Origin of the sequence: Microbispora sp. NBRC 16548 (assembly GCF_030268985.1) — a bacterium.
Classification (GTDB): domain Bacteria; phylum Actinomycetota; class Actinomycetes; order Streptosporangiales; family Streptosporangiaceae; genus Microbispora; species Microbispora catharanthi.
Genome location: NZ_BSSF01000013.1, coordinates 45,104 through 64,974, shown reverse-complemented (window position 1 = coordinate 64,974; position 19,871 = coordinate 45,104). Strand labels below are relative to the sequence as shown.

At 71.0% G+C, this 19,871-nt stretch carries 18 protein-coding genes and 1 pseudogene; 6 read left to right on the top strand and 13 right to left on the bottom strand.

Annotation, left to right across the window (positions count from 1 at the left end; translation table 11 throughout):
• Positions 1 to 21 precede the first annotated feature (21 nt).
• The 3 genes and pseudogenes from QSK36_RS31105 to QSK36_RS31095 all read left to right on the top strand — a co-directional run.
• Positions 22 to 567, top strand: a complete 546-nt coding sequence (locus QSK36_RS31105) for a dTDP-4-dehydrorhamnose 3,5-epimerase family protein (protein ID WP_285784832.1) — start codon at positions 22 to 24, stop codon at positions 565 to 567.
• A gap of 12 nt (positions 568 to 579) precedes the next feature.
• Positions 580 to 1,488: a right-handed parallel beta-helix repeat-containing protein gene (locus QSK36_RS31100; RefSeq protein ID WP_285784831.1), complete on the top strand. Its 909-nt coding sequence runs from the start codon at positions 580 to 582 to the stop codon at positions 1,486 to 1,488.
• Positions 1,485 to 2,063 (top strand): annotated as a pseudogene (locus tag QSK36_RS31095) (phosphatase PAP2 family protein); the annotation flags it as partial. The gene QSK36_RS31100 and the pseudogene QSK36_RS31095, both read left to right, overlap by 4 nt.
• Before the next feature lie 163 nt (positions 2,064 to 2,226).
• Here QSK36_RS31095 and QSK36_RS31090 read toward each other — a convergent pair.
• From QSK36_RS31090 to QSK36_RS31080, 3 genes are read right to left on the bottom strand one after another with little or no spacing between them, the layout of a single operon-like run.
• Entirely contained in the window at positions 2,227 to 3,747 is a 1,521-nt protein-coding gene (locus tag QSK36_RS31090; protein WP_285784830.1) for an O-antigen ligase family protein, read from the bottom strand.
• Between the two features lies 1 nt (position 3,748).
• Positions 3,749 to 4,528 carry a hypothetical protein gene (locus tag QSK36_RS31085; RefSeq protein ID WP_285784829.1) on the bottom strand — a complete coding sequence of 260 codons (780 nt, stop codon included), beginning with the start codon at positions 4,526 to 4,528 and terminating at the stop codon, positions 3,749 to 3,751.
• Between the two features lie 14 nt (positions 4,529 to 4,542).
• The gene (locus tag QSK36_RS31080; RefSeq protein WP_285784828.1) at positions 4,543 to 5,502 is read right to left on the bottom strand and encodes a hypothetical protein; all 960 of its coding nucleotides are present in this window, start codon (positions 5,500 to 5,502) and stop codon (positions 4,543 to 4,545) included.
• A 156-nt stretch (positions 5,503 to 5,658) separates the two neighbouring features.
• On the opposite strand from QSK36_RS31080, the gene QSK36_RS31075 reads away from it, so the two are divergent.
• Positions 5,659 to 6,849 carry an acyltransferase family protein gene (locus QSK36_RS31075; protein ID WP_285784827.1) on the top strand — a complete coding sequence of 397 codons (1,191 nt, stop codon included), beginning with the start codon at positions 5,659 to 5,661 and terminating at the stop codon, positions 6,847 to 6,849.
• A gap of 3 nt (positions 6,850 to 6,852) precedes the next feature.
• Here the strand turns inward: QSK36_RS31075 and QSK36_RS31070 are convergent, their stop codons facing one another.
• From QSK36_RS31070 to QSK36_RS31035, 8 genes are read right to left on the bottom strand one after another with little or no spacing between them, the layout of a single operon-like run.
• Positions 6,853 to 7,749, bottom strand: coding sequence for a glycosyltransferase family 2 protein (locus tag QSK36_RS31070; protein ID WP_183544848.1), 897 nt, complete (start codon positions 7,747 to 7,749; stop codon positions 6,853 to 6,855).
• 38 nt (positions 7,750 to 7,787) lie between these two features.
• Positions 7,788 to 9,275 (bottom strand): oligosaccharide flippase family protein, encoded by a 1,488-nt coding sequence (locus QSK36_RS31065; RefSeq protein ID WP_183544846.1) that lies wholly within the window; start codon positions 9,273 to 9,275, stop codon positions 7,788 to 7,790.
• Entirely contained in the window at positions 9,272 to 10,288 is a 1,017-nt protein-coding gene (locus QSK36_RS31060) for a hypothetical protein (RefSeq protein ID WP_285784826.1), read from the bottom strand. The genes QSK36_RS31065 and QSK36_RS31060 overlap by 4 nt, the downstream gene beginning before the upstream one ends.
• Before the next feature lie 5 nt (positions 10,289 to 10,293).
• Positions 10,294 to 11,568: a DUF4910 domain-containing protein gene (locus QSK36_RS31055; protein WP_285784825.1), complete on the bottom strand. Its 1,275-nt coding sequence runs from the start codon at positions 11,566 to 11,568 to the stop codon at positions 10,294 to 10,296.
• Entirely contained in the window at positions 11,565 to 12,593 is a 1,029-nt protein-coding gene (locus tag QSK36_RS31050) for an NAD-dependent epimerase/dehydratase family protein (RefSeq protein WP_285784824.1), read from the bottom strand. The genes QSK36_RS31055 and QSK36_RS31050 overlap by 4 nt, the downstream gene beginning before the upstream one ends.
• A 5-nt stretch (positions 12,594 to 12,598) precedes the next feature.
• The gene (locus tag QSK36_RS31045) at positions 12,599 to 13,261 is read right to left on the bottom strand and encodes a PIG-L deacetylase family protein (protein WP_285784823.1); all 663 of its coding nucleotides are present in this window, start codon (positions 13,259 to 13,261) and stop codon (positions 12,599 to 12,601) included.
• Positions 13,258 to 14,037, bottom strand: coding sequence for a sugar phosphate nucleotidyltransferase (locus tag QSK36_RS31040; RefSeq protein ID WP_139578985.1), 780 nt, complete (start codon positions 14,035 to 14,037; stop codon positions 13,258 to 13,260). Before QSK36_RS31040 ends, QSK36_RS31045 begins: the two co-directional genes overlap by 4 nt.
• Positions 14,034 to 15,260: a class I SAM-dependent methyltransferase gene (locus QSK36_RS31035; protein WP_183544840.1), complete on the bottom strand. Its 1,227-nt coding sequence runs from the start codon at positions 15,258 to 15,260 to the stop codon at positions 14,034 to 14,036. Before QSK36_RS31035 ends, QSK36_RS31040 begins: the two co-directional genes overlap by 4 nt.
• A gap of 122 nt (positions 15,261 to 15,382) precedes the next feature.
• Here QSK36_RS31035 and rfbC point away from each other — a divergent pair, with 122 nt between their 5' ends.
• Positions 15,383 to 15,973, top strand: a complete 591-nt coding sequence (rfbC, locus tag QSK36_RS31030) for a dTDP-4-dehydrorhamnose 3,5-epimerase (protein WP_285784822.1) — start codon at positions 15,383 to 15,385, stop codon at positions 15,971 to 15,973.
• On the opposite strand, the gene rfbD is transcribed toward rfbC, so the two are convergent.
• Both rfbD and rfbB read right to left on the bottom strand, forming a co-directional pair.
• Positions 15,955 to 16,797 (bottom strand): dTDP-4-dehydrorhamnose reductase, encoded by an 843-nt coding sequence (rfbD, locus tag QSK36_RS31025; RefSeq protein WP_285784821.1) that lies wholly within the window; start codon positions 16,795 to 16,797, stop codon positions 15,955 to 15,957. The genes rfbC and rfbD overlap by 19 nt on opposite strands.
• The gene (rfbB, locus tag QSK36_RS31020) at positions 16,794 to 17,762 is read right to left on the bottom strand and encodes a dTDP-glucose 4,6-dehydratase (protein WP_183544834.1); all 969 of its coding nucleotides are present in this window, start codon (positions 17,760 to 17,762) and stop codon (positions 16,794 to 16,796) included. The genes rfbD and rfbB overlap by 4 nt, the downstream gene beginning before the upstream one ends.
• 231 nt (positions 17,763 to 17,993) lie before the next feature.
• Here rfbB and QSK36_RS31015 point away from each other — a divergent pair, with 231 nt between their 5' ends.
• Positions 17,994 to 19,847: a DUF4082 domain-containing protein gene (locus QSK36_RS31015; RefSeq protein ID WP_285784820.1), complete on the top strand. Its 1,854-nt coding sequence runs from the start codon at positions 17,994 to 17,996 to the stop codon at positions 19,845 to 19,847.
• Positions 19,848 to 19,871: the final 24 nt, after the last annotated feature.

Below are 19,871 nucleotides of genomic sequence, written 5' to 3'. Positions count from 1 at the left end.
GATCGGAGAGGGGTCACAGCATTGAGAGTAGAGCGAACGGCCATCGACGGGGCGCTGCTGTTCGTACCGACACCGCACCGTGACGAGCGGGGACTGTTCACCCGCACGTTCGACGCGCACGTCGCGGCGAAGGCCGGGCTGGACCCGGCTGCCTTCATTCAGGACAGCCAGTCACGCTCCCGCAGGGGGACGATCCGCGGCATGCACGGCCGGTCCGGGCGCGGCGAGGCCAAGCTGGTGCGGTGCGCCCGCGGAGCCGTGTACGACGTGATCGTGGACGCCCGGCCGGACTCGCCGACGTTCGGCGTGCAGACGTCGGTCCTGCTCGACGACGAGACGTTCGTGACCCTGTACGTCCCCCCCGGGCTGCTGCACGGATTCCAGGCCCTGACGGACGCCGACGTCTGCTACCGGATCGACAGGGAGCACGACCCGTCCGAGGACCTGTCGGTGCGCTACGACGATCCGGACCTGCGAATCCCGTGGCCCCAACCGGTTTCTCTCATCAGTGAGCGCGACCTGGCCGCGGGAAGTTGGGCACAATTGCGGGACCGGCTACGCACCTGAAAGCGAGCGTCCATGCGACGGCGAGGGGTCTCCCTGGCACCTGTGGCGGCGGCCCTCGCCGCCGTGCTGATGCTGCTCGGCTGCTCTCCCTCGGCGGAGGACCCCTCCGAGGCGTCCGTGTCCCCCACCAGACCGCCCGGCACGTCGCCCCCCGCACGGTGCCCCGGGTATCCGGCGCCGGCCTGCACAGGGGTTCCGCCCGGAACACGGCTGACGACCCTGCCCCTCACGGAGAAGGGCGCCTACCGCGTCACGGCCCCGGGTACCGTTCTCGACCGCGTGCACATCGCCGGCGACCTGCTGATCACCGCCCGCGACGTGAAGATCAGCAACAGTCAGATCGACGGCATCGTGCTGGACAGCTACGCCGGCAAGACCTACTCGTTCACCATCACCGACTCGACCGTGGGCACGGCCGACAGGTGCCAGTCGATGCCCGGCGTCGGGGACACCGACTACACGGCCGTGCGGGTGCTCGTGCGGGGTCACGGGGACGGCTTCCGCGACTCGGGGAACAACGTCACCATCCGGGACTCCTACGTTCACCTGTGTTCCAACCCCGGCGACCACTCCGACGGCATCCAGACGTACGTCGGCGGCAAGGGGCTGATCTTCCAGCACAACACTGTGGACCAGCGTGACGCCAGGGACATCACCGCGCCGATCTTCATCACCGACCCCCGCATGTCGGACGTGACGGTGACCGACAACCTCGTCATGGGCGGCACGTACAGCATCCAGGTCAGGAAGGTCCGCGACCGTGCCGTCGTCCGCGACAACAAGCTGGTCGACAAGTCGTGGGTGTACGGGCCGGTCGACGCCGACTGCGACAGGATCGACTGGTCGGGCAACACGCTGGTGACGATCGACAAGGACTACCGGATCGTCTCGACCGTCGGTCCCCTCCCCTGCGTGGGATGACGACGTCCCGGCGGGCCGCCCTCACCGCGTGCTGCTGCCTCGTCCTGCTGGTGGCCGTCTACCTGCTGGCGGTGTGGACGGTGCCGGGACAGCGGTTCGAGGACGCGGTGCTGGAGGGAGCGCAGCGCGTGGCCGGCGGCCGGCAGGAGGAGGCCGCCCTCGCCGCCCTCGGCACGATCTCGCGTTACTCCCTGGCCGGCGCGGTGCTGCTGGTGTGCGCGGTCGCACTGGTCCGGCGCCGTCCCCTGCTCGCGGTCGCCGGTACGGCGGTCATCGCCGGATCGGTCGTCACGACCGAGGTCCTGCGTCACCTGGTCCTGCTGCGGCCGATCCTGTTGCCGTCCGGCGTGCGGCGGGATGACCAGAGCTTCCCCAGCGGCCACACGACGGTCGCGATGTCGGTCATGTGCGCGCTCGTCCTCGTGATCCCCCACCGGTTCCGCTGGGTCGTGGTGCTCCCCACCTCGGCCTGGGCCATCGCCGTCGGCGCCTCCACCGTCACCGCCAACTGGCACCGGCCGAGCGACACGATCGGCAGCGATCTGATCGTGCTCGCCTACGCGTGCGCGGCGGTCGCGTTCCTCGCACGCGTGGGGGCGACGCGGGAGGCGGAGCCTCTCGGCCCGCTGGGACGCGTCGCGATGCGCCTGCTCATCGGGCTGCACGTGACCGGGGCCGTGGCAGGGCTCGCGGTCGCGGTCCTCGCGGCTCTCGGCGGAGACGGCGATCCGGCCGCGCTCAGGGCCGGCCGGGCGATCGCCCTGGCAGGGGGAGCCACGGTAGCCGCGACCATGCTCGGTCTGCTGCGCCGTACCGGCCTGGGGCCCGCTCCGCGTGGTCGTCCTCCCATGCCCGCACCGCCGCCTCCCTCTGGGCCGAGCGCAGCAACGCACCCGACGCCCCGATGAGCAGGAAGGCGACACCGGTGACGGTGGCGAACGACAGCAGGTCGAAGGTCGCGGAGCCGACCAGCGGCACGACCAGACAGGCGGCGAGCGTCAGGCCGAGGTCGCGCGGGGCCGGGTCCACGCTCAGCCGGCGGGCCCGCACGGCCGAGTAGATCCCGCAGAAGAACAGCGCCACGAAGACGGCGACGCCGACGGCTCCGCTCTCCACCGCGGTCAGGATGTACTGGTTGTCGAAGACCTGGTACTTCGGTGCGTACCAGGTGCCGATGCCCCGGCCGAGCCACAGGTGCCTGGCGACCTCGGTAGCCGCGACATCGTAGTCGTGGGTGCGGTACTGGACGCTGCTGTCCGTCCCGGCGTTGGCGAACAGCCCGTACAAGGTGTTGAGCAGGCCGGGGAACGTCAGCTTCGCCACGGCCAGGAAGACCGCCGTGACGATCAGGGCCTGGACCTTGCGCCGCACGGGCCACCCGAGGATCAAGATGATGCCGACGACTCCGACACCCAGGACCGCCGACCGCGACACGGAGAACAGCAGGCCCATGCCGATGAGCGCCGCGCACAACCACCAGCGCAGGGCGCCACGGCCGCCGCGGAAACCGTAGTGGACGGCGAGGGGCAGCAGCATGGAGCACAGCACGCCGAACTCGATCGGATGTCCCGTGGTGGCGGCCACCCGCCGCATGGAGTCACGCATGTCGACCGCCCCGCCTTCCGAGGCGAAGCGCAAACCGGGCAGCGCGAGATACTGAGTGAGGTCGAAGTCGGCCATGAACTGCAGCGCGCCGATGACCGCGATCACCGCCCCGCCCGTCACCATGGTCTTCAGCAGGAAGTCGAGGCGCTCCGGAGTGCGGACCCCGTCGCAGACGGCCAGCGCGATGCCGACGCTCGCCATGACGAGGACCAGGGCGTGATCGGACAGCTTCAGCTCGTCACTCGGCAGGTAGCCGTAACTGGCCACGCCGTAGGTGGCGGTGAGCGCGACGGTGTAGCAGAACAGGGCGGTGCGAACGGGGGTGCGGCCCTTGGCCACTCCGAGGGTGGTGGTGAACTGCGCGCACAGCCAGCACATTCCGGCGAGCAGGCTGAGGATGTTCGCGGGCGTCAGCGACAGCGGCAGGCCCCTCAGGACCAGCCGGGCCGGGATGATGAGCAGCGACAACGCGAACAGGGCAGCCAGCGTCGCACCGTCGGCACGACGGCCCGCCCCGGGAAGGAGCGGATCGGCGAGGACCGGATCGCCGCGGAGCGGGGCGCCGCGCATCGGCGCCGTGCCGAGCACCGGCAGGGTCAGAGTGCGGCGGGCGTCCTGGTCGTCGGCCCCGCGGGCCGGCAGGTCTGCGGGCATCTCAGCCGCTCACCGCCGGCTGACGTCCCTCGGATGGACGCGGTCGCGTCCGGTCCGCCACTGAGACGGTGGACGGCCCGTACGGCTCGGCATCGGCGGCTCCGCCGGCCTTGCGCACCTTTCTGCCCTTCCGCACGCGCATCGCCTGGGCGATGCTCTCGGCGGCGAAGGCCGCCACGAGGGTGGCGGCGGCACCCAGGGCCAGGGCCACGGCGGCCGACCGCATCTTGCGGCCCTTCTGCGGCTCGGGCATGGTCGCCGGCACGGCCCGGTCGATCCTGATGAACGTGGCGCGCGGCGCCTTGAGCGCCTCCTGCCGCTCGGCCAGGATCTTCCTCGCGCGGGCCTCCACCCGCATGACGATGTCGCGGGCCGCCGCCGGGGACGCGCTCTCACCGGTGATGAAGACGAACGGTGTCTGGGCCAGCAGCTCCGGGTTGGTGCTGCCGTTGTTGACCTCGTAGCTCGGGTCGCCCTCGGGCGACGCCCCGAGCGCCGCCGCGGTCTCCGGTGTGGCGAGGGCCCCAATGAGAATGGAGGCCGTCATGCTGAGCCCCCGGTCGAAGTTGAGCAGAGGGTTCGTCAGCCCGTTCGGGTACTTGGGATTGCTCGGCAGGCTGCCGCCCGTCGTCGGCGTCGTCAGCACGAGAACCGTCGTGGACGTGTAGGTGACCGGGATCGACATATAGACCGCGATGGTCACGCCCACCGCCAGCGCGAAGGCGGGCAGCGTCACGAACCAGCGCCGGAAGACGACAAGGACGGTCCCCCAGAAGTCCATCGACCGCTCCTCACTCAGCCGGCGCGCGAAGCGGGGCGGGAGATGTCCTCACCGGACCCGTCGCCGACCGCGTCGCCGTCGGGGTCGGGCGCGAGCCGCAACCCCCCGGAGCGGTCGCCGCCCTGCGGCTCGTCGGACACCACGACGATGACGGCGGTCGCGTCGTCGTCCCAGTTCTGGGATGGTCTCGGCGCGGGCGGAGCCGTGGTGGCCGGCGCGGCGTCGGCGTCCGGCGGCGGGACGTCCGGCTCGTACGCCGACGGCGTGATGGCCGGGCGCTGCGGCTGAGCCACCCAGGGGGCGTGGACGACGTACGACGCGCGGCGGTTGCCACGCTGCCGGTCCACGAGGTAGGCCAGGCCGAACCCGACGACCATGACGGCCAGCAGCCCACCGGCGGCCGCGCCCCACTTGACCGTCCGTTTCGCCTCGGGCGTCCCGGGTGGCATCACGTCGGTGATGGCGATGTACGTGGACGGCGGCGCCTTCAGCGCCCGCTGCCTGGCGGCGAGTTCCGCGCGAATGAGCTGCCCGGCCTTCCGTACGGTCGCGTCGGCCGTGGCCGGGGACCTGCTGTCCACCTCGACGTAGACGAACGGGCCGTTGGTGCTGATGCCGAGCAGGTCGGGATTGGTGCGGCCGTCGTTGATCGTGATCTCGGTGGGGCCGCCGGGCCTGACGCCGAGGCGGGTCATCATCTCCGGAGTGTTCATCGACAGGATGAGGATGCCCGCCGTGGTCCGCAAACCGTCGTTGAACTGCAGGAGCGGGTTGGTGAGCCCGGCCGCCTCCTTGGGGTCGGGCGAAAGGGTGCCGCCGCTCGTCGGCGTGGTCAGGACCATGGCCGTGCTGGAAACATACGTGGTGGGCAGCATGAGATAAGCGATCACGGCCACGAGAATTGCGAGCGCGAAAATCGGCGGGCCCACGGACCGGCGGCGAGCGAGCGTGAAGATGCTCTTCCAGAAGTCCATGCTTCCCCGCCCTCCGTGACCATATACGTCCGGCCACCCGAGAATGTACTTTACCAATCATGGGTTGGCGCGACCCGGTTCAAACGGTCCAACAAACCGTTACATCTGGCAACCCTCACGCAGCGTTACCGGCCTTCGCGAGCGGAGCGGAACGAATTGGACAAATCGTCCACACAACGGGTCGTAAGCAGGGATGTCACCGGGCCTACGGCGCGTCGCCGGCTTGAGGGCCTGGACGGTGTCCGGGGGCTGGCCGCTCTGTTCGTCGTCCTGCATCACTGCTGGCTGATGGCGTTCCCCGGATTTCCCGGCGACGGCGGACCCTGGTGGCTCGGCTGGCTCCTCTACGGCCACTTCGCCGTGGTGGTCTTCATCGTGCTGTCCGGGTTCTCGCTCGCGGTCTCCCCTGCCCGGTCACAGTGGCGGCTCGGCGGGCCGGGCCGTTTCGCGCGTAGGCGCGCCTGGCGGATCCTCCCGCCCTACTGGGCCGCGCTGGCGTTCAGCCTCGTCGTCGCCTGGACCCTGGCTCCCCAGCCGGGCGAGGGCCCGCCCACGGCCAAATCGGTCCTCCTGTACGGCCTGCTGCTGCAGGACGTGGCCGGCTCCCCCAGCCCCAACGGCGCCTTCTGGTCCATCGCGGTGGAAGCCCACCTCTACATCCTCTTCCCCCTGATGCTGCTGATGCTGCGGCGTGCGGGAACCACGGTCATGCTCGCCGCGGTGACCGTGCCCGTCGCGGCCATCGGACTGCTCGCCCCCTCGGTGCCGCTGGTGGACAAGCTCCTGCGGTTCACCCCGCAGTTCGCGGTGCTGTTCGCGCTCGGGATCGTCGGCGCGGGTATCGCGGCCAAGGCCGGGACGGAGGCCGCCGGGAGACCGTCGAAGGCCGCCGCCCTCCGGCCGTGGTGGGCCCTGGCGGCGGCCCTGCCCGTGGTCGCGGTCATCGTGGCTCTGGGGCCGATCTGGACGGTCGAGCACTACTTCTGGGTGGACATCGCGATGGGCCCGGCGGTGACCCTGCTGCTCGTGTCCGTGGCGTCGGGCCGTCCGGCCCCGCTGGTCCGGCTGCTCGACAGCCGCCCGATCCGCGGCCTCGGCCACTTCTCCTACAGTCTCTATCTGATCCACGCGCCGATCGTCGTGGCGCTGAGCACGCTCGTGGTGAGCCCGGCGGCCGGGCACGGCCTCACCGCGTTCCTCCTCACCACGGTCCTGGCCGTGCCGCTGAGCCTGCTGGTGGCGCGGCTGTTCGCCGCGGTGTTCGAGCTGCCCTTCCTTCGTCACCGGTCCTGGCGGGCGCTGCGGGCGGCCGCCTCCGCCCGCTTCGCTCGCAGGACCGCGCCGTAGGCGTCAGCCCCGTCCGGCGCCCACCAGTCCGGTCACGAGCCGAGCCGCCTTGCGGCCCCGCCGGACGGCCACCCGTCGCTGCCTCCGGGCGTACATCCGGTAGACGGCCGCCCGCGCCCGGGCCCGCTGCTCGGGGGTGAGCGGCGCCTGCTTCAGCCAGCGGAGCATCTCACGGCACTGCAGGGTGGTCGCGAAGTGCGCCTGCCAGGCCGGCACGCCGAGGCGGCGGGCCAGCACCGGCATCGTCTCGTGCTTCCAGTTCCGATGCCCGAGCACCTCCGCCACGTGCCCCCACGGCCCGGCGAGCGCGAGCTTCGCGGCGAAGACCTCGTCCTCCCGCAGCATGTTGCGGCGGGGGATCGGCAGCACGGCCTCCCGTCTCATCAGCCCGTAGAGCGGGTCGATCATCAGGTGGCTCTCGTTCAGCATGCGCAGCATCTCGGCGAACCGCTCGACCGGGTCGCCGGAACGCAGCGCGGCCCCCTCGTAGGCGGCGGTCTCGGTTCTGCCGTCCGGCCCCTTGTAAGCGATCTGCGTGGTAACGAGGATGAGCCGCTCGTCCTCGGCGAACAGGTCGAGCGAGCGCGAGACGCACCGGGGGTCGAGCCGGTCGTCGTCGCCCACCCACCGGAAGTACGGCCCCTCGGCCAGGCGTATCACCGCCTTGAAGTTGTTGAGGAGCCCGATGTTCTCCGCCTGCCGCCGATAACGGATCCGGCCGTCCGAACGGGCCAGCTCACGGCAGACCTCCTCGGTCCCGTCCGTGGAGGCGTTGTCGGAGATGATCAGTTCGAGGTTCTCGTGGTCCTGCGCGAGCACGGATTCCACCACCTCGCGCAGCCGCCCCGCCGCGTTGCGCACGGGCAGTCCGACGGACACCAGGGTGTCGTGAGAGGACATGGCATTCCTTCCAGCCGCCGAGCGGACTCGGCGCGTCTTCACGAACGGGCGGGGACGAGCCGCGCCAGACGGCCGCCGAGCCCCTTGAGCTGGGCCGCGGGCACGACGATCAGCACGTAGACGATCATGCCCGCCCCTCCGGCGGCGACGAGTTCGAGCAGGAGGATGTGCCCGGTCACCTGGCTCACCAGGAGGATGACGCCTGCCGCCGCGGCGGCCCCGGCCAGCGGGCGCACCAGCGCGGGCAGGACGGGCCGCAGGTTCACCCCGGACCGCTGCAGGGCCCAGACCGCCAGCGGCAACGCGACGAACAGGCCGACGACGGCGTGCGCGATCGCGGCGCCGCGGATCCCGTCCAGCCCGATCCCGACCAGCAGCGCGGCGACCAGGGCCGCGGCCCAGCCGGCGTTCAGCCACACGGTCGCGCGGGTGGCGCCGACCGAGGTGAGGATGTCGAAGGCGAGCCCGGTGAGCATCCGCACGACCATGAGGACCGCCAGGAACCGCAGCACGCCGGCCGACATGTTCCACTGGGCGCCGTACAGGGTGATGATGATCGCGTGGGCGAGTGTAGCCATCACCACCGCCACCGGCAGCACGAACGCGATCAGGAGCGGCACCGAGCGCCGCACGCCCTCGGCGAGCGACTCCTGGTCGCCCTCCGCCAGGCGGGAGAACCCGGCGATGGAGACGTAGCGAATGGCCGTGCCGATCAGGCCGGGCACCCAGCTGGACACGTTGAACGCGAGCAGGTAGAACCCGAGCATCGTCATACCGAGCCGGTCGCCGACGATGACGTAGTCGGCGTTCATCAGCACCGACTCCAGGCCGAGGCTGGCCGCCAGCGGCAGGCCGAACCGGAGGAGCCGTACGGCGATCGCCCGGTCGACGGCGATGCGGACGGGCACCCGGGCGAACACGAACACCAGCACGCCCGTCACCACGGAGGCGCCGAACTGACCGGCCGCGAAGCTGTAGGCGCCGGCGCCCATGGCGGCGAGCGTTACGGCGATCGCCGCGTTCGCCAGCACTCCGGCCAGGTTCGCCTTGGTCAGCTTGTCCTGCTCGAAGTGGCGCATCAGCGCGCCCGCGCGGACGGCCGTGATGCCGTCGACGAGGATGACGGCCGTGAGCAGGCGGACGACGCCGGTCGCCTGCTCACTGCCCGCCAACGTGGAGAAGTACGGCGCGCCGACCCAGAAGATCCCGTAGACCCCGGTGCTGAAGACGACGGCCAGCACGCTCGCCGTGGGCGCCATCTCCTCGAGTTTGCCCCGCCACTGCACCGTGGCGGCGATGAGACCGGCGTCGTTGACGTGCATGACGAACTGCGTGGCCGCGAGCGCGATCGCGTACAGGCCGAAGTCGGCGGGGGCCAGCAGGCGGGCCAGGACCAGCCCCATGGCGAACGAGCCCATGCGCGTGAGCAACGTGCCGAACAGGCTCCAGCGAAGGCCACGACCGGCCTGGCGGCCGATCGTGCCCACGGTACCGGCGTCGTTGCCGGGTTCCTCTTGTGCGGTCATACGGGACGGGGCTCCTCGATGCGCTCCAGCCAGATCTCTCGCCAGAAGGGGACGAACTCACGCGGGCAGTTGGAGTTGTAGACACCGGCGCAGACGATGTCGTCGAGGATGATGCAGGGATTCTTCATTCGCAGCATCCGTCCGCTCTTCTCGTCGATGCACCTGTCCACCCGGGCACGGACCCGCGCGCTGCGACCGCAGTAGCGGGCCATCTCCTCCTCGAACCCCATTCCCCGGTTGAGGAGGTCGTCGTTGAGCGTGCGGAGGATCTCCGCCTTGGACTTGATTCTGACCAGCTCGCCGGGCTGGAGGCCGAGCTCCACGGTCGGGGTGCGCTCGCCGGCCATCCCCCTGAGCCCTCCCCAGCGCCGGCCTCCCCTGATCCACCACGCCTGGGGAAGGACCTTCTTGCTGATGTCCTGGTAGCGGTTGAACGCCGAGATCAGGAAGGCGCGCACCACCGGCAGCAGCCCGGCGTTGCCCGTGCGCACGTCCTCGACGTACTGCCGGACGTCCCTGAACGGCAGGCAGACGGGGGCCGCGCGCAGCAGTTCGGTGGCCTGACACGAGTAGCGCTCCTCGCCGTCCTCCGCGGGCGGCCTGCGGCTGTTCACCTCCAGGAGCGGCAGCAGGGCGCGGGCCGGCCGGGGCGCCTGCGCGGGCGGGTCGTCCGGATCCACCCGCTTGAGCCAGGCCTCCTTCCAGTACAGGGAACAGGCCGTCTGGCAGCCGCCGTGCGCCGAGCCGTCGCACCGCGCCCCGGTCAGATGCACGGCGTTGTCCATGCGCCGCATGCCGCTGCGGCTGATCGTGTCGCACAGCTTGTGCGCCACCTTGTGCACCCTCATCCGCTGCCCGCAGAAGCGCAGCATCTCCGGCATGAAGGGGAGGTTGTCCAGCTCGCCGTTCTCGTCGAGGGTGGCGAGGATCTCCTCCTCGCTCCGGACCTCCACCAGGTCGCCGACGCGCAGCTTGAGCGTGCCGGGCCTGCTGCCGGTGTCCAATTGGGTCATCCCTGTTACTCCTTGAGCAATCCGGCGCTCTGCAGCGCCAGCGCGGCGTCCGCCACGAGGGGAAAGGGGAGTCCGGAGCGTTCCGCGATGTCCAGCAGGCTGTGGTCGCCGTCCGAGAGGTTGAGCACCCACAACATCGCCATCTGGTCGCGCTTGGTGTCGCTCCGGCCGCCGAGTGAGCCGTACAGGCCGCGCCGCCCGAGTTGCGGCTCGCCGTAGGGGCTGAGGTTGAGATAGCGGCGGTCGCGCTCGAGCACGTCCACCGCTTCCCAGAGGGTCTCCAGCGTCTCGGTCATCGCCTCGGGAGAGACGAAACCGGGGTTGTCCGCCGAGGTGTGGTACTCGGGGTAGGCGCCGTACGGGGTCCGGGTGAGCGAGCCGACCCCGAGGTCGAACCCGGGCGAGCAGTACTGCCGCTCGTCGTAGCCGTACGGCGAGAAGTCGACGACGGAGTGCGGACGGCCCGAGGCGCGCAGAACGTGCTCCATCACCCGGTCGATCTCGGCGTTCCCCCGCCTGCTGCGCTTGTAGGTGAGCGATCCCCTGTCGCCGGCGCAGGCGAGCACGAGCCCGGCCCCGATCCGGCCGACCCGGTCGCGGTTGAGCGCCAGCCAGGTGATCGCCCCGATCGTGCCGGGGGCGAAGACGAACCGGTAGGTGCGGCGAGGCCGCCGTTCCGCCAGCCGCAGGGCGAGCTCCACGGCCACCGCGACGCCGGCGAGGTTGTCGTTGGCCAGCGAAGGATGGCAGATGTGGCACGACACCAGGACCTCGTCGGCCGACTCGCCGGGCACGACGTGCTCGGCGTAGGTGAGGTGCCCGTCGGCCAGCGTCGAGTCGATCACCACCTCGTACGGCCCCGGGGGCAGGGCCGCCAGCGTCTCGTGGCGCAGGCAGAAGCCCCATGTCTCGGCGTAGTAGCTGGTGCGGTACGGGATCAGGTCCGGCTGCTCGGGCAGCGTGTGCAGGTGCGGGCGCAACTCGTCCAGTGTGAGCGTGGCCGACACCGGCGTGCTGTAGCCGACGACGTGCAGCGACGACTCCGTGAAGTCGATCACCTTGCGGCCGGAGGGGTCCTTGACGTACGCGTCGCGGATGTTCCACTCCTTCGGCACCGTCCAGTCGAGCACCTCCGTGCCGGTCGGCACCTCGTGGACCTCGAGCGGCAGGGACTCCCCGACGATCTCCAGCGTGCGCCGGACCCCGTCGCCCGTGATGCTCCGGCACAGCGGGTAGAGCCGCTCCACCAGTGCGTGCATCCGGCGGCCGACATCGCTCACTCGGCCACCGGCCGCAGGTCGTCGCCGATGGTGCCCGCCCCGCGGCGGTCCGACAGCCGGGCGAGCCGGGTGAATCGCCGGTCGAAGTCCCCCTGCCGCAGACCGAACCGCCGGTAGGCGTCGATCAGCTCGACCGCCCCCTCCTTGACCGTCCACCTGGCCTGGAAGCCCGGGAGCGCCGCGCGCACACGGGAGAAGTCCACCCGGTAGGACCGGGGGTCGTTCCCCGCCTCACCGGTGATGACCAGGTCCGACCCCGGCACCGCCTCGGCCACGTGGGACGCGATCTCCGCGACGGTGACGTTGTTGAGCTCGGTCCCGACGTTGAAGGCCCGGTCGTGGACGGCCTCCCTGGGCGCGACCAGCGCCTGGGCGAACGCCTCGGCGATGTCGCGCGCGTGGACCAGCGGCCGCCACGGCGTGCCGTCGGAGAGCACCCGCACCTGATTCGTCAGGAGCGCGTGGCCGACCAGGTTGTTCAGCACGATGTCGGCCCGCAGCCGGGGGGAGAACCCGAACGCCGTGGCGTTGCGCAGGTAGACCGGGGAGAAGTCGTCGTCCGCGAGCTTCGACAGGTCGTCCTCCACCCGCACCTTCGACTCCGCGTACGGGGTGACGGGCCGCAGCGGGGCGTCCTCGCCGACGAGGTCGTCTCCGCCGGAGGCGCCGTAGACCGAGCAGGTGGAGGCGTAGAGGAACCGGCGCACGCCCGCGTCCCTGGCGAGCCGGGCCAGCCGCACGGACGCGTGGTGGTTGATGTCGTAGGTCAGATCGGGGGCGAGCGAGCCCAGGGGGTCGTTGGACAGGGCCGCGAGGTGCACGACCGCGTCGATTCCGGCGAAGACCTCGGGCCCGGCGTCCCTGAGGTCGACCGCGTGCCCGGGCGGGTCGTCGGGGGCCGGGCCGAGGACGCAGTCGGCGAACAGCCCGGAATCGAGGCCGACGACCTCGTGGCCCGCCCCGGCGAGCACCGGGGCCATCACCGTGCCCAGGTAGCCCTGGTGTCCGGTCAACAGCACGCGCATCTGGGTCATTCTCCTGAAAGGTCGAGGGTGAGTTTGGTGACGTGGAACGCCTCGGCGTAGCGCGTGTGGCACTCGATCCCGCGCAGGCGGGCCAGGCCGAGGAAGGCCTCCCGGTCGTACCAGGGCTTGTTCCGCTGCGAGGGGTAGTGCTCCAGCAGCAGGTCCGCCTTGGCCTCGGCCACCTCGGGAGACAGGGGGTGGTAGGCCGAGGGCCGCCCGAGGTCGCCGTCCCACTTGGCGATCTCGTAGCCCAGGGTGAGGTGGTCGCGGAACGCCGTGGTGACGAGCTGCGCCAGCCCCTGGTGATCCTGGTGGGCGTCGCCCCGCCACGGGCCGACGACCAGGTCGGGGTCGCCCGCCGCGCGCAGGTCCTCGACCGCCTCCTTGGCCTCGTCCCAGTGCGCGGGAAGCCGGCCGTCGGGCAGCTTGAGCACGGTGACCCGCAGGTCGGCGCCGGGGCAGAAGGCGGCGAGGGCGGCTCGCTCCTCGTCCTCCCGCACGGTGCCCCCGCCGGACAGCACGAGGGCGTCGATCCGGATGCCGGGGCGGGCGCGGCAGACGGTCAGCAGGGTCCCGCCGGCGCCGATGGGCAGGTCGTCGCAGTGGGCGGCGAGCGCGGCGATCCGCGCCGTGCGGCCCTGTGGGAGGGCCGGAACCAGTCCGATCACGACGCCCGCTCCCACAGCGCCCACGGCCGCTCGCCGCGCGAGTACGCGTCGTCGAGAGCCACCCGTTCCTTGACCGTGTCGGTGGGCCGCCAGTATCCGCGGTACGGGTATGCCTGCAGGCGGCCCCGCTTGGCCAGCTCCGCGCAGCCGTCGCCCACCAGGTCGCCGCCCTCCGGGATGTGGTCGAAGATCTCCTGCCGCAGCACGAAGTAGCCGCCGTTGACCCACAACGGCATCTGACTGACCGGCGTGATGCCGCCGACCGTCCCCGACTCGCCCAGTTCGATGCAGTGGAAGGTCTCCGACGGCGGGACGACCATCATCAGCGCCCCGGCGTCGGAGGCGGCGAACCGGTCGATCATCTCGGGCAGCGGGGCGTCGGTCAGCACGTCGGCGTAGTTGGCGAGGAACATCTCGTCGCCGCCGAGGTGGTCCCTGACCCGCCGCAGCCGCTCGCCGATGGGCGAGTCGATGCCGGTCTGGACGAACGAGATCGACCAGTCGGAGATGTCGGTCGACAACAGCTCGACCCGGCCCGCCCGCAGGACGAAATCGTTGGACGTCGTCTCCTGGTAGTTGAGGAAGAAGTCCTTGATGTGGTGGGACCCGTAGCCGAGGCAGAGGATGAACTCGGTGTGCCCGAAGTGGGCGTAGTAGCGCATCACGTGCCAGATCAGCGGCCGCGGCCCGACGAGCTGCATGGGCTTGGGGACGTCACCGGCGGTGCCGTTGCGCATGCGGGTGCCGTATCCGCCGCAGAAAAGGACGACCTTCACGAGACCACCTCCAATCGGGGGATGGGGAAGACCAGGCGGCCTCCCCAGTCACGGACGTGGGCGAGCTGCTCGGTGATCTCCGCACGGAGGTTCCACGGGAGCACGAGCACGTAGTCGGGCCGGTCCTGCTCGATGCGCTCCGGCGGCAGGACGGGGATGCGGGTGCCGGGAGTGAACCTGCCGTGCTTGTACGGATTGCGGTCCACCGTGTAGGACAGCAGGTCCGGCCGGATGCCGCAGTGGTTGAGCAGCGTGTTCCCCTTGCCGGGCGCGCCGTAGCCGACGACGGTCCGGCCCTCCTCGGCGGCCCGGATGAGGAAGGCCAGCAGGTCGCGCCGCACTCGGGCGACCCGGGCGGCGAACTCGGCGTACCCGGACAGCTCGTGCAGGCCCGCGGCCTTCTCCCTGGCCAGCAGGTCGGTCACTCGCGGGCCCGGCTCCCCCGCCGCCTCGACCGGCCGGGCCCACAGCCGGATCGACCCGCCGTGGGTCGGCAGCGACTCGACGTCCACGAGGGCCAGTCCGCCGCTCGCCAGGGCCCGCATCGCGGAGGCGACGGTGTAGTACTGGAAGTGCTCGTGATAGATGGTGTCGTACTGCGTGCCCTCGATAAGGGTGAGCAGGTGCTGCACCTCGATCGAGACCCAGCCGTCGTCGGCCACCAGGGCCCGCAGCCCCTGGGTGAAGCCGATGACGTCGGGAATGTGGGCGTACACGTTGTTGGCGACGACGAGATCGGCCGGGCCGTGCTCGTCCCGTACGGCGGCACCGGTCTCCGGCGTGAGGAAGGCCGTGAGGGTCGGCACTCCGGCGTCCTTCGCCGCCTGGCCGACGTTGGCGGACGGTTCGATCCCGAGGCACCGGATCCCGCGCTCGACCACGTGGCGCAGCAGGTAACCGTCGTTGCTGGCCACCTCGACCACGAACGAGGCATCGGACAGCCCCAGCCGCTCGGCGGCGCCGGCCACGAACCGGCGGGCGTGCTCCACCCAGGACGTCGAATAGGACGAGAAGTACGCGTATTCGGTGAATGTTTCCTCGGGCGTGATGAGCGGAGGAATCTGGGCCAGCCAGCAGTCCGTGCACAGACGCAGATGCAGGGGATAGGTGTTTTCCGGCTCGTCCAGCTGTTCCCGCGTAAGGAACCGCTCACACGGGGGTGTCGCCCCGAGATCGACGATGCTCGCGAGCGCCGTGGACCCGCACAACCGGCACTTTGTCATCAATATGCTCCCTCATCACATGGTTGCCGTCCGAAGACGTGCGGGACCCACGGCTGGTTGCCATGAACGTAATCGTCGTCATGAGCCGATCGAGTTACGGCCGTGTATGCGATGCTTCGACCATGGATCGGCTCAGCATCGCCGGGGCCTGGTGCCACACCCCCCGCATTCACACCGACGAGCGCGGCGCGCTCCTCGAGGCCTTCAAGGCCGCCGACCTGCGGGAGGTCGCCGGACACGGACTGGACCTCGCACAGGTCAACTGCACCGTCTCCCGGAAGGGGGCGCTGCGGGGGATCCATTTCGCCGACGTGCCGCCCGGGCAGGCCAAGTACCTCACCTGCGTCGCCGGGAGCGTCCTCGACGTCGTCGTGGACCTCAGAGTGGGCTCTCCCACGTACGGGTCCTGGGAGAGCGTGCTGCTCGACGACACCGACCGGCGCGGTCTCTACATCGCCGAGGGGCTGGGCCACGGCTTCCTCACGTTGAGCGAGCAGGCCACCGTCGTCTACCTCTGCTCCCAGCCGTACGCGCCGGGGCGCGAACACGGCGTGCACCCGCTCGATCCCGATCTGGGTATCGAGTGGCCCTCGCACGTGGAGCCGATCCTGTCGGACAAGGACGCCGCCGCTCCCTCTCTCAAGGAGGCGCGCGAGGCGGGACTGCTGCCGGATCATGACGCTTGCCTCGCCTTCTACGACACGCTCAGGTAGGGCCACGCCGCCTGCAGGGCCTCGCGCCAGTGCCGCATCGGCGGCAGGTCCGCCCGCGCCCATCGGCCGTGCCCCAGCACGCTCCAGGCCGGTCGCGGGGCGGGGCGGGCGAAGGCGGCGGACGTGGTCGGGACGACCCGGCCGGGGTCCGCGCCGAGCAGCGTGAAGATCTCACGGGCGAACTCGTACCAGGTCGTCCGCCCCGCGTTGGTGCCGTGGTAGACGCCGCCCGGCGCGCCGGAACGGCCCAGCTCGACCAGGCGGGCGGCCAGGTCCGCGGACCAGGTCGGCTGGCCCACCTGGTCGGTCACCACCGACACGGTCTCCCGCTCGGCCGCCAGGCGGATGATCGTGGCCGGGAAGTTGCGGCCACGGGCGCCGTAGAGCCAGGCCGTACGGACGACCGTGTGGCCGTGCTCCAGCGCGGCCCGCTCCCCGGTCAGCTTCGACCGCCCGTACGCGTTGACCGGGCGCACCGGGTCGTCGTCCTCGCCGTACGGTTCGCGGCCCATGCCGTCGAAGACGTAGTCGGTGGAGATGTGGATGAGGCGCACCCCGCGCTTGACGCAGGCCAGTGCGAGCCCCTCGACGGCGCGGCCGTTGACCTCCATGGCCTCGTCCGGGCGGGTCTCGGCGCCGTCGACGTCGGTCCAGGCGGCGCAGTTCACCACGACGCCGGGAGCGAGGTCGTCCAGGGCGTCCCCCACGGCCCCGCCGTCCGTGATGTCGAGGTCGCGGCCGAAACCGGTGGCGTCCGCACCGGTCAGCGCCTCCATGAGATCCACGCCGAGCATGCCCTTGGCACCCGTCACCATCCACCTCATGCGCGCGCCCGCAACGGCTTCCACCACTGGGGGTTGTCGACGTACCAGCGCACGGTGCCGGCCAGACCCTCCTCGAAGGAGATCTCGGGGGCGTAGCCGAGGGCGCGCAGCCTCCGGTCGTCGAGCGAGTAGCGCCGGTCGTGCCCCTTCCGGTCGGCCACGCGTTCAACCCGGTCCCAGCCCGCGCCGAACGCGGCGAGCAGCCGCTCGGTGAGCTCCAGGTTGGACAGTTCCGCGGTCCCGGCGATGTGGTAGACCTCGCCGGGCTCCCCCACCTCGGCGACGCGCTGGATACCCCGGCAATGATCCGCTACGTGGACCCAGTCGCGGACGTTTCCCCCGTCGCCGTAGAGCGGGACTCGGCGGCCCTCGATGAGGTTGGTGACGAACAGCGGAACGACCTTCTCGGGGTATTGGTACGGCCCGTAGTTGTTGCCGCACCTGGTGATCGACACCGGGAGCCCGTGGGTGATCGCGTACGCCCTGGCCAGCATGTCGCCACCGGCCTTCGCGGCCGAGTACGGCGAACGCGGGGCCGGCGGCGCGCTCTCGTCCCAGGAGCCCGCGTCGATCGAGCCGTAGACCTCGTCGGTGGACACCTGCACGACCTTCCCGACGCCCGAGGTGAGGCAGGCGTCGAGGAGGGTCTGCACGCCGAGGACGTTGGTGCGCACGAAGTCGGCCGCGCCTTCGATCGAACGGTCGACGTGGGATTCGGCCGCGAAATTGATCACTACGTCGTGACCGGGAACCACCTCGCGGAGCAGGGCCGCGTCGCAGACGTCCCCGTGGACGAAGTCGTAACCACCCTCGACGGGAGCGAGGTTGGCGAGATTGCCCGCGTAGGTCAGCCGGTCCAGCACCGTGACCCGCGCTCCGGCGAAGGCGGGATATCCGCCGGTGAGCACGGTGCGGACGTACTGGGAGCCGATGAAACCGGCGCCACCAGTGATCAATAGCCTCACGTCAGGAATCTCCAGATGTGGATGGTTTTGCACCTAAAAAAGCAATAGGGGAGGACCGCATCGTATTTCAGTAAGGAAACGGGCGACCTGAAGGCCGAGCCCGAGTGAGTGAAAGACGTAATTTGGCCAAATTCATGCGCACTCGTCGTCTCAGGCGTCACAATAGCCCCCGGCAGTGGATCGGCAAGGACAAAATGACGAACTGAGCGCCTCGGCGCGGAGGTCGGAGATATGGCCCCCAACAAACACCCACGCCACGGAGCGAACCCCAGGTCCGCCCGCACCTCTCGGTATCTGCCGCGCCCGCGTCCGGCGCTGCTGATCGCGACCGCGCTCGTCGCCGCCGCGATCCCGGTGGCGGCCGTCGTGACGCGGCACACCGCGAACCCGGGCCCGGTCGCCGCCCCCGAGCCGCGGGTCACGCTGCAGGCCAAGGAGGTCGGCTTCTGGTCCAGGGACGACCGGCTCAGCCCGCCCGTCCACAGGGACCGGAGCCCCGTCGAACTCGGCACCCGCTTCACCGCCGCCCAGGACGGCTGGGTGAGCGGCGTGCGCTTCTACAAGGCGCCCGGTGAGAAGGGCAGCCACACGGGCAGCCTCTGGGACTCCGCGGGGACGCGCCTCGCCACGGTGACCTTCCGTGACGAGAGCCGCTCCGGCTGGCAGGAGGCCCGCTTCGACAGTGCGGTGCCGGTCGTGGGCGGGAAGGTCTACACCGTCTCCTACCACAGCGAGCACGGCACGTACGCGGGCCGGCCGTCGGCCGGGGCACTGCGATCGGGGCCGCTCAGCACGGCCGCCCGCCACGTGGGGGTCTACACCTACGGCCCGAGCCGCTTCCCCCACCGGTGGAACCCGAAGAACTACACGTACTACGTCGGCCCCATCTATCGCTGGCTGGACAGGGAGCCCGCTCCGTCCGTGCGCCCGGTCCCCTCGGCGACCCGGTCGCGCGACGTCGTCACGTACACGCCGAGGCCCTGGCCGTCGGTCTCGCGGGTCTCGCCGAACCCCTCCGGGGAGGTCACGATCGAGCCCTCGGCGCCGCTCTCCTTCGAGCCGACGCCGGGCCCCTCCGTTCCCCCGGTCGTCGAGCCGTCCGCGGAGCCGTCGGCCGAGCCCTCCGTCGTGCCGTCCGCGCGGCCGTCCGAGGAGCCGACCACGGTCGTGAGCCCGTCCCGGGAGCCGTCTCGCACACCCGGCGGAGAGCCGACCGGCGGCCGGCCCACCCGGAGCCCGTCGCGCAGCCCCTCGGTCCCGGCGCAGAGCCCGGCGCAGAGCCCGGCGCCCCCGCCGACCGCACCCGCGGGATCCGCCTGCCCCGGCGGCTACCCGACCCCCGCGTGCACCGGCGCCCCCCGCTCGGTCAGCCCGCTGCGGAAGGCGGCGAACCTCGGCGGCAACGACTACCAGGTCACCACACCGGGGACGGTCATCGACGGCGTGCACATCACCGGCGACCTGGTGATCAACGCCGATGGCGTCACCGTGCGCAACAGCCAGATCGACGGCACGGTCATCAACGAGCGGGGCACCCGGCAGTACTCGTTCACGATCAGCGACTCCACCGTGGGCCCGGCGAGCGGCTGCGTCAGCACTCCGGGCGTGGGCGAGTCGCACTACACCGCCACGCGCGTGCTGGTCCGCGGGCACGGGGACGGTTTCCGGGTCTCGGGTGACGACGTCACCATCCGGGACTCCTACGTCCACCTGTGCTCGAACCCCGGCGACCACTCCGACGGCATCCAGACGTACATGGCCGGCAAGGGGCTGGTCTTCCAGCACAACACGGTCGACCAGCGCGACGCCAGGGACATCACCGCGCCGATCTTCATCACCGACCCGCGCGTGGTCGACGTGACGCTCACCGACAACCTCGTCATGGGCGGCACGTACAGCATCCAGGTCAAGAACGCGCACGGCAGAGTGGTCGTGCGGAACAACCGGCTCGTCAACCGCTCCTGGGTGTACGGACCGGTGGAGGCCGACTGCTCGTCGATCGACTGGTCGGGCAACACGCTCGTCACCGTCGACGACGACTACCGCGTCACGTCCACCGTCGGGGCGCTCCCCTGCCACACCTGACGGCCTGCGGGCGGGGAGCGCGCG

Excerpts from the sequence above, each read along its gene's own strand:
- QSK36_RS31090 (WP_285784830.1), bottom strand. The coding sequence starts at position 3,747 with ATGCCCGCAGACCTGCCGGCCCGCGGGGCCGACGACCAGGACGCCCGC.
- QSK36_RS31085 (WP_285784829.1), bottom strand. The coding sequence starts at position 4,528 with ATGGACTTCTGGGGGACCGTCCTTGTCGTCTTCCGGCGCTGGTTCGTG.
- QSK36_RS31060 (WP_285784826.1), bottom strand. The coding sequence starts at position 10,288 with ATGACCCAATTGGACACCGGCAGCAGGCCCGGCACGCTCAAGCTGCGC.
- QSK36_RS31065 (WP_183544846.1), bottom strand. The coding sequence starts at position 9,275 with ATGACCGCACAAGAGGAACCCGGCAACGACGCCGGTACCGTGGGCACG.
- QSK36_RS31080 (WP_285784828.1), bottom strand. The coding sequence starts at position 5,502 with ATGGACTTCTGGAAGAGCATCTTCACGCTCGCTCGCCGCCGGTCCGTG.
- QSK36_RS31035 (WP_183544840.1), bottom strand. The coding sequence starts at position 15,260 with ATGACAAAGTGCCGGTTGTGCGGGTCCACGGCGCTCGCGAGCATCGTC.
- QSK36_RS31015 (WP_285784820.1), top strand. The coding sequence starts at position 17,994 with ATGGCCCCCAACAAACACCCACGCCACGGAGCGAACCCCAGGTCCGCC.
- rfbD (WP_285784821.1), bottom strand. The coding sequence starts at position 16,797 with ATGAGGTGGATGGTGACGGGTGCCAAGGGCATGCTCGGCGTGGATCTC.
- QSK36_RS31100 (WP_285784831.1), top strand. The coding sequence starts at position 580 with ATGCGACGGCGAGGGGTCTCCCTGGCACCTGTGGCGGCGGCCCTCGCC.
- QSK36_RS31070 (WP_183544848.1), bottom strand. The coding sequence starts at position 7,749 with ATGTCCTCTCACGACACCCTGGTGTCCGTCGGACTGCCCGTGCGCAAC.
- QSK36_RS31050 (WP_285784824.1), bottom strand. The coding sequence starts at position 12,593 with ATGCGCGTGCTGTTGACCGGACACCAGGGCTACCTGGGCACGGTGATG.
- rfbC (WP_285784822.1), top strand. The coding sequence starts at position 15,383 with ATGGATCGGCTCAGCATCGCCGGGGCCTGGTGCCACACCCCCCGCATT.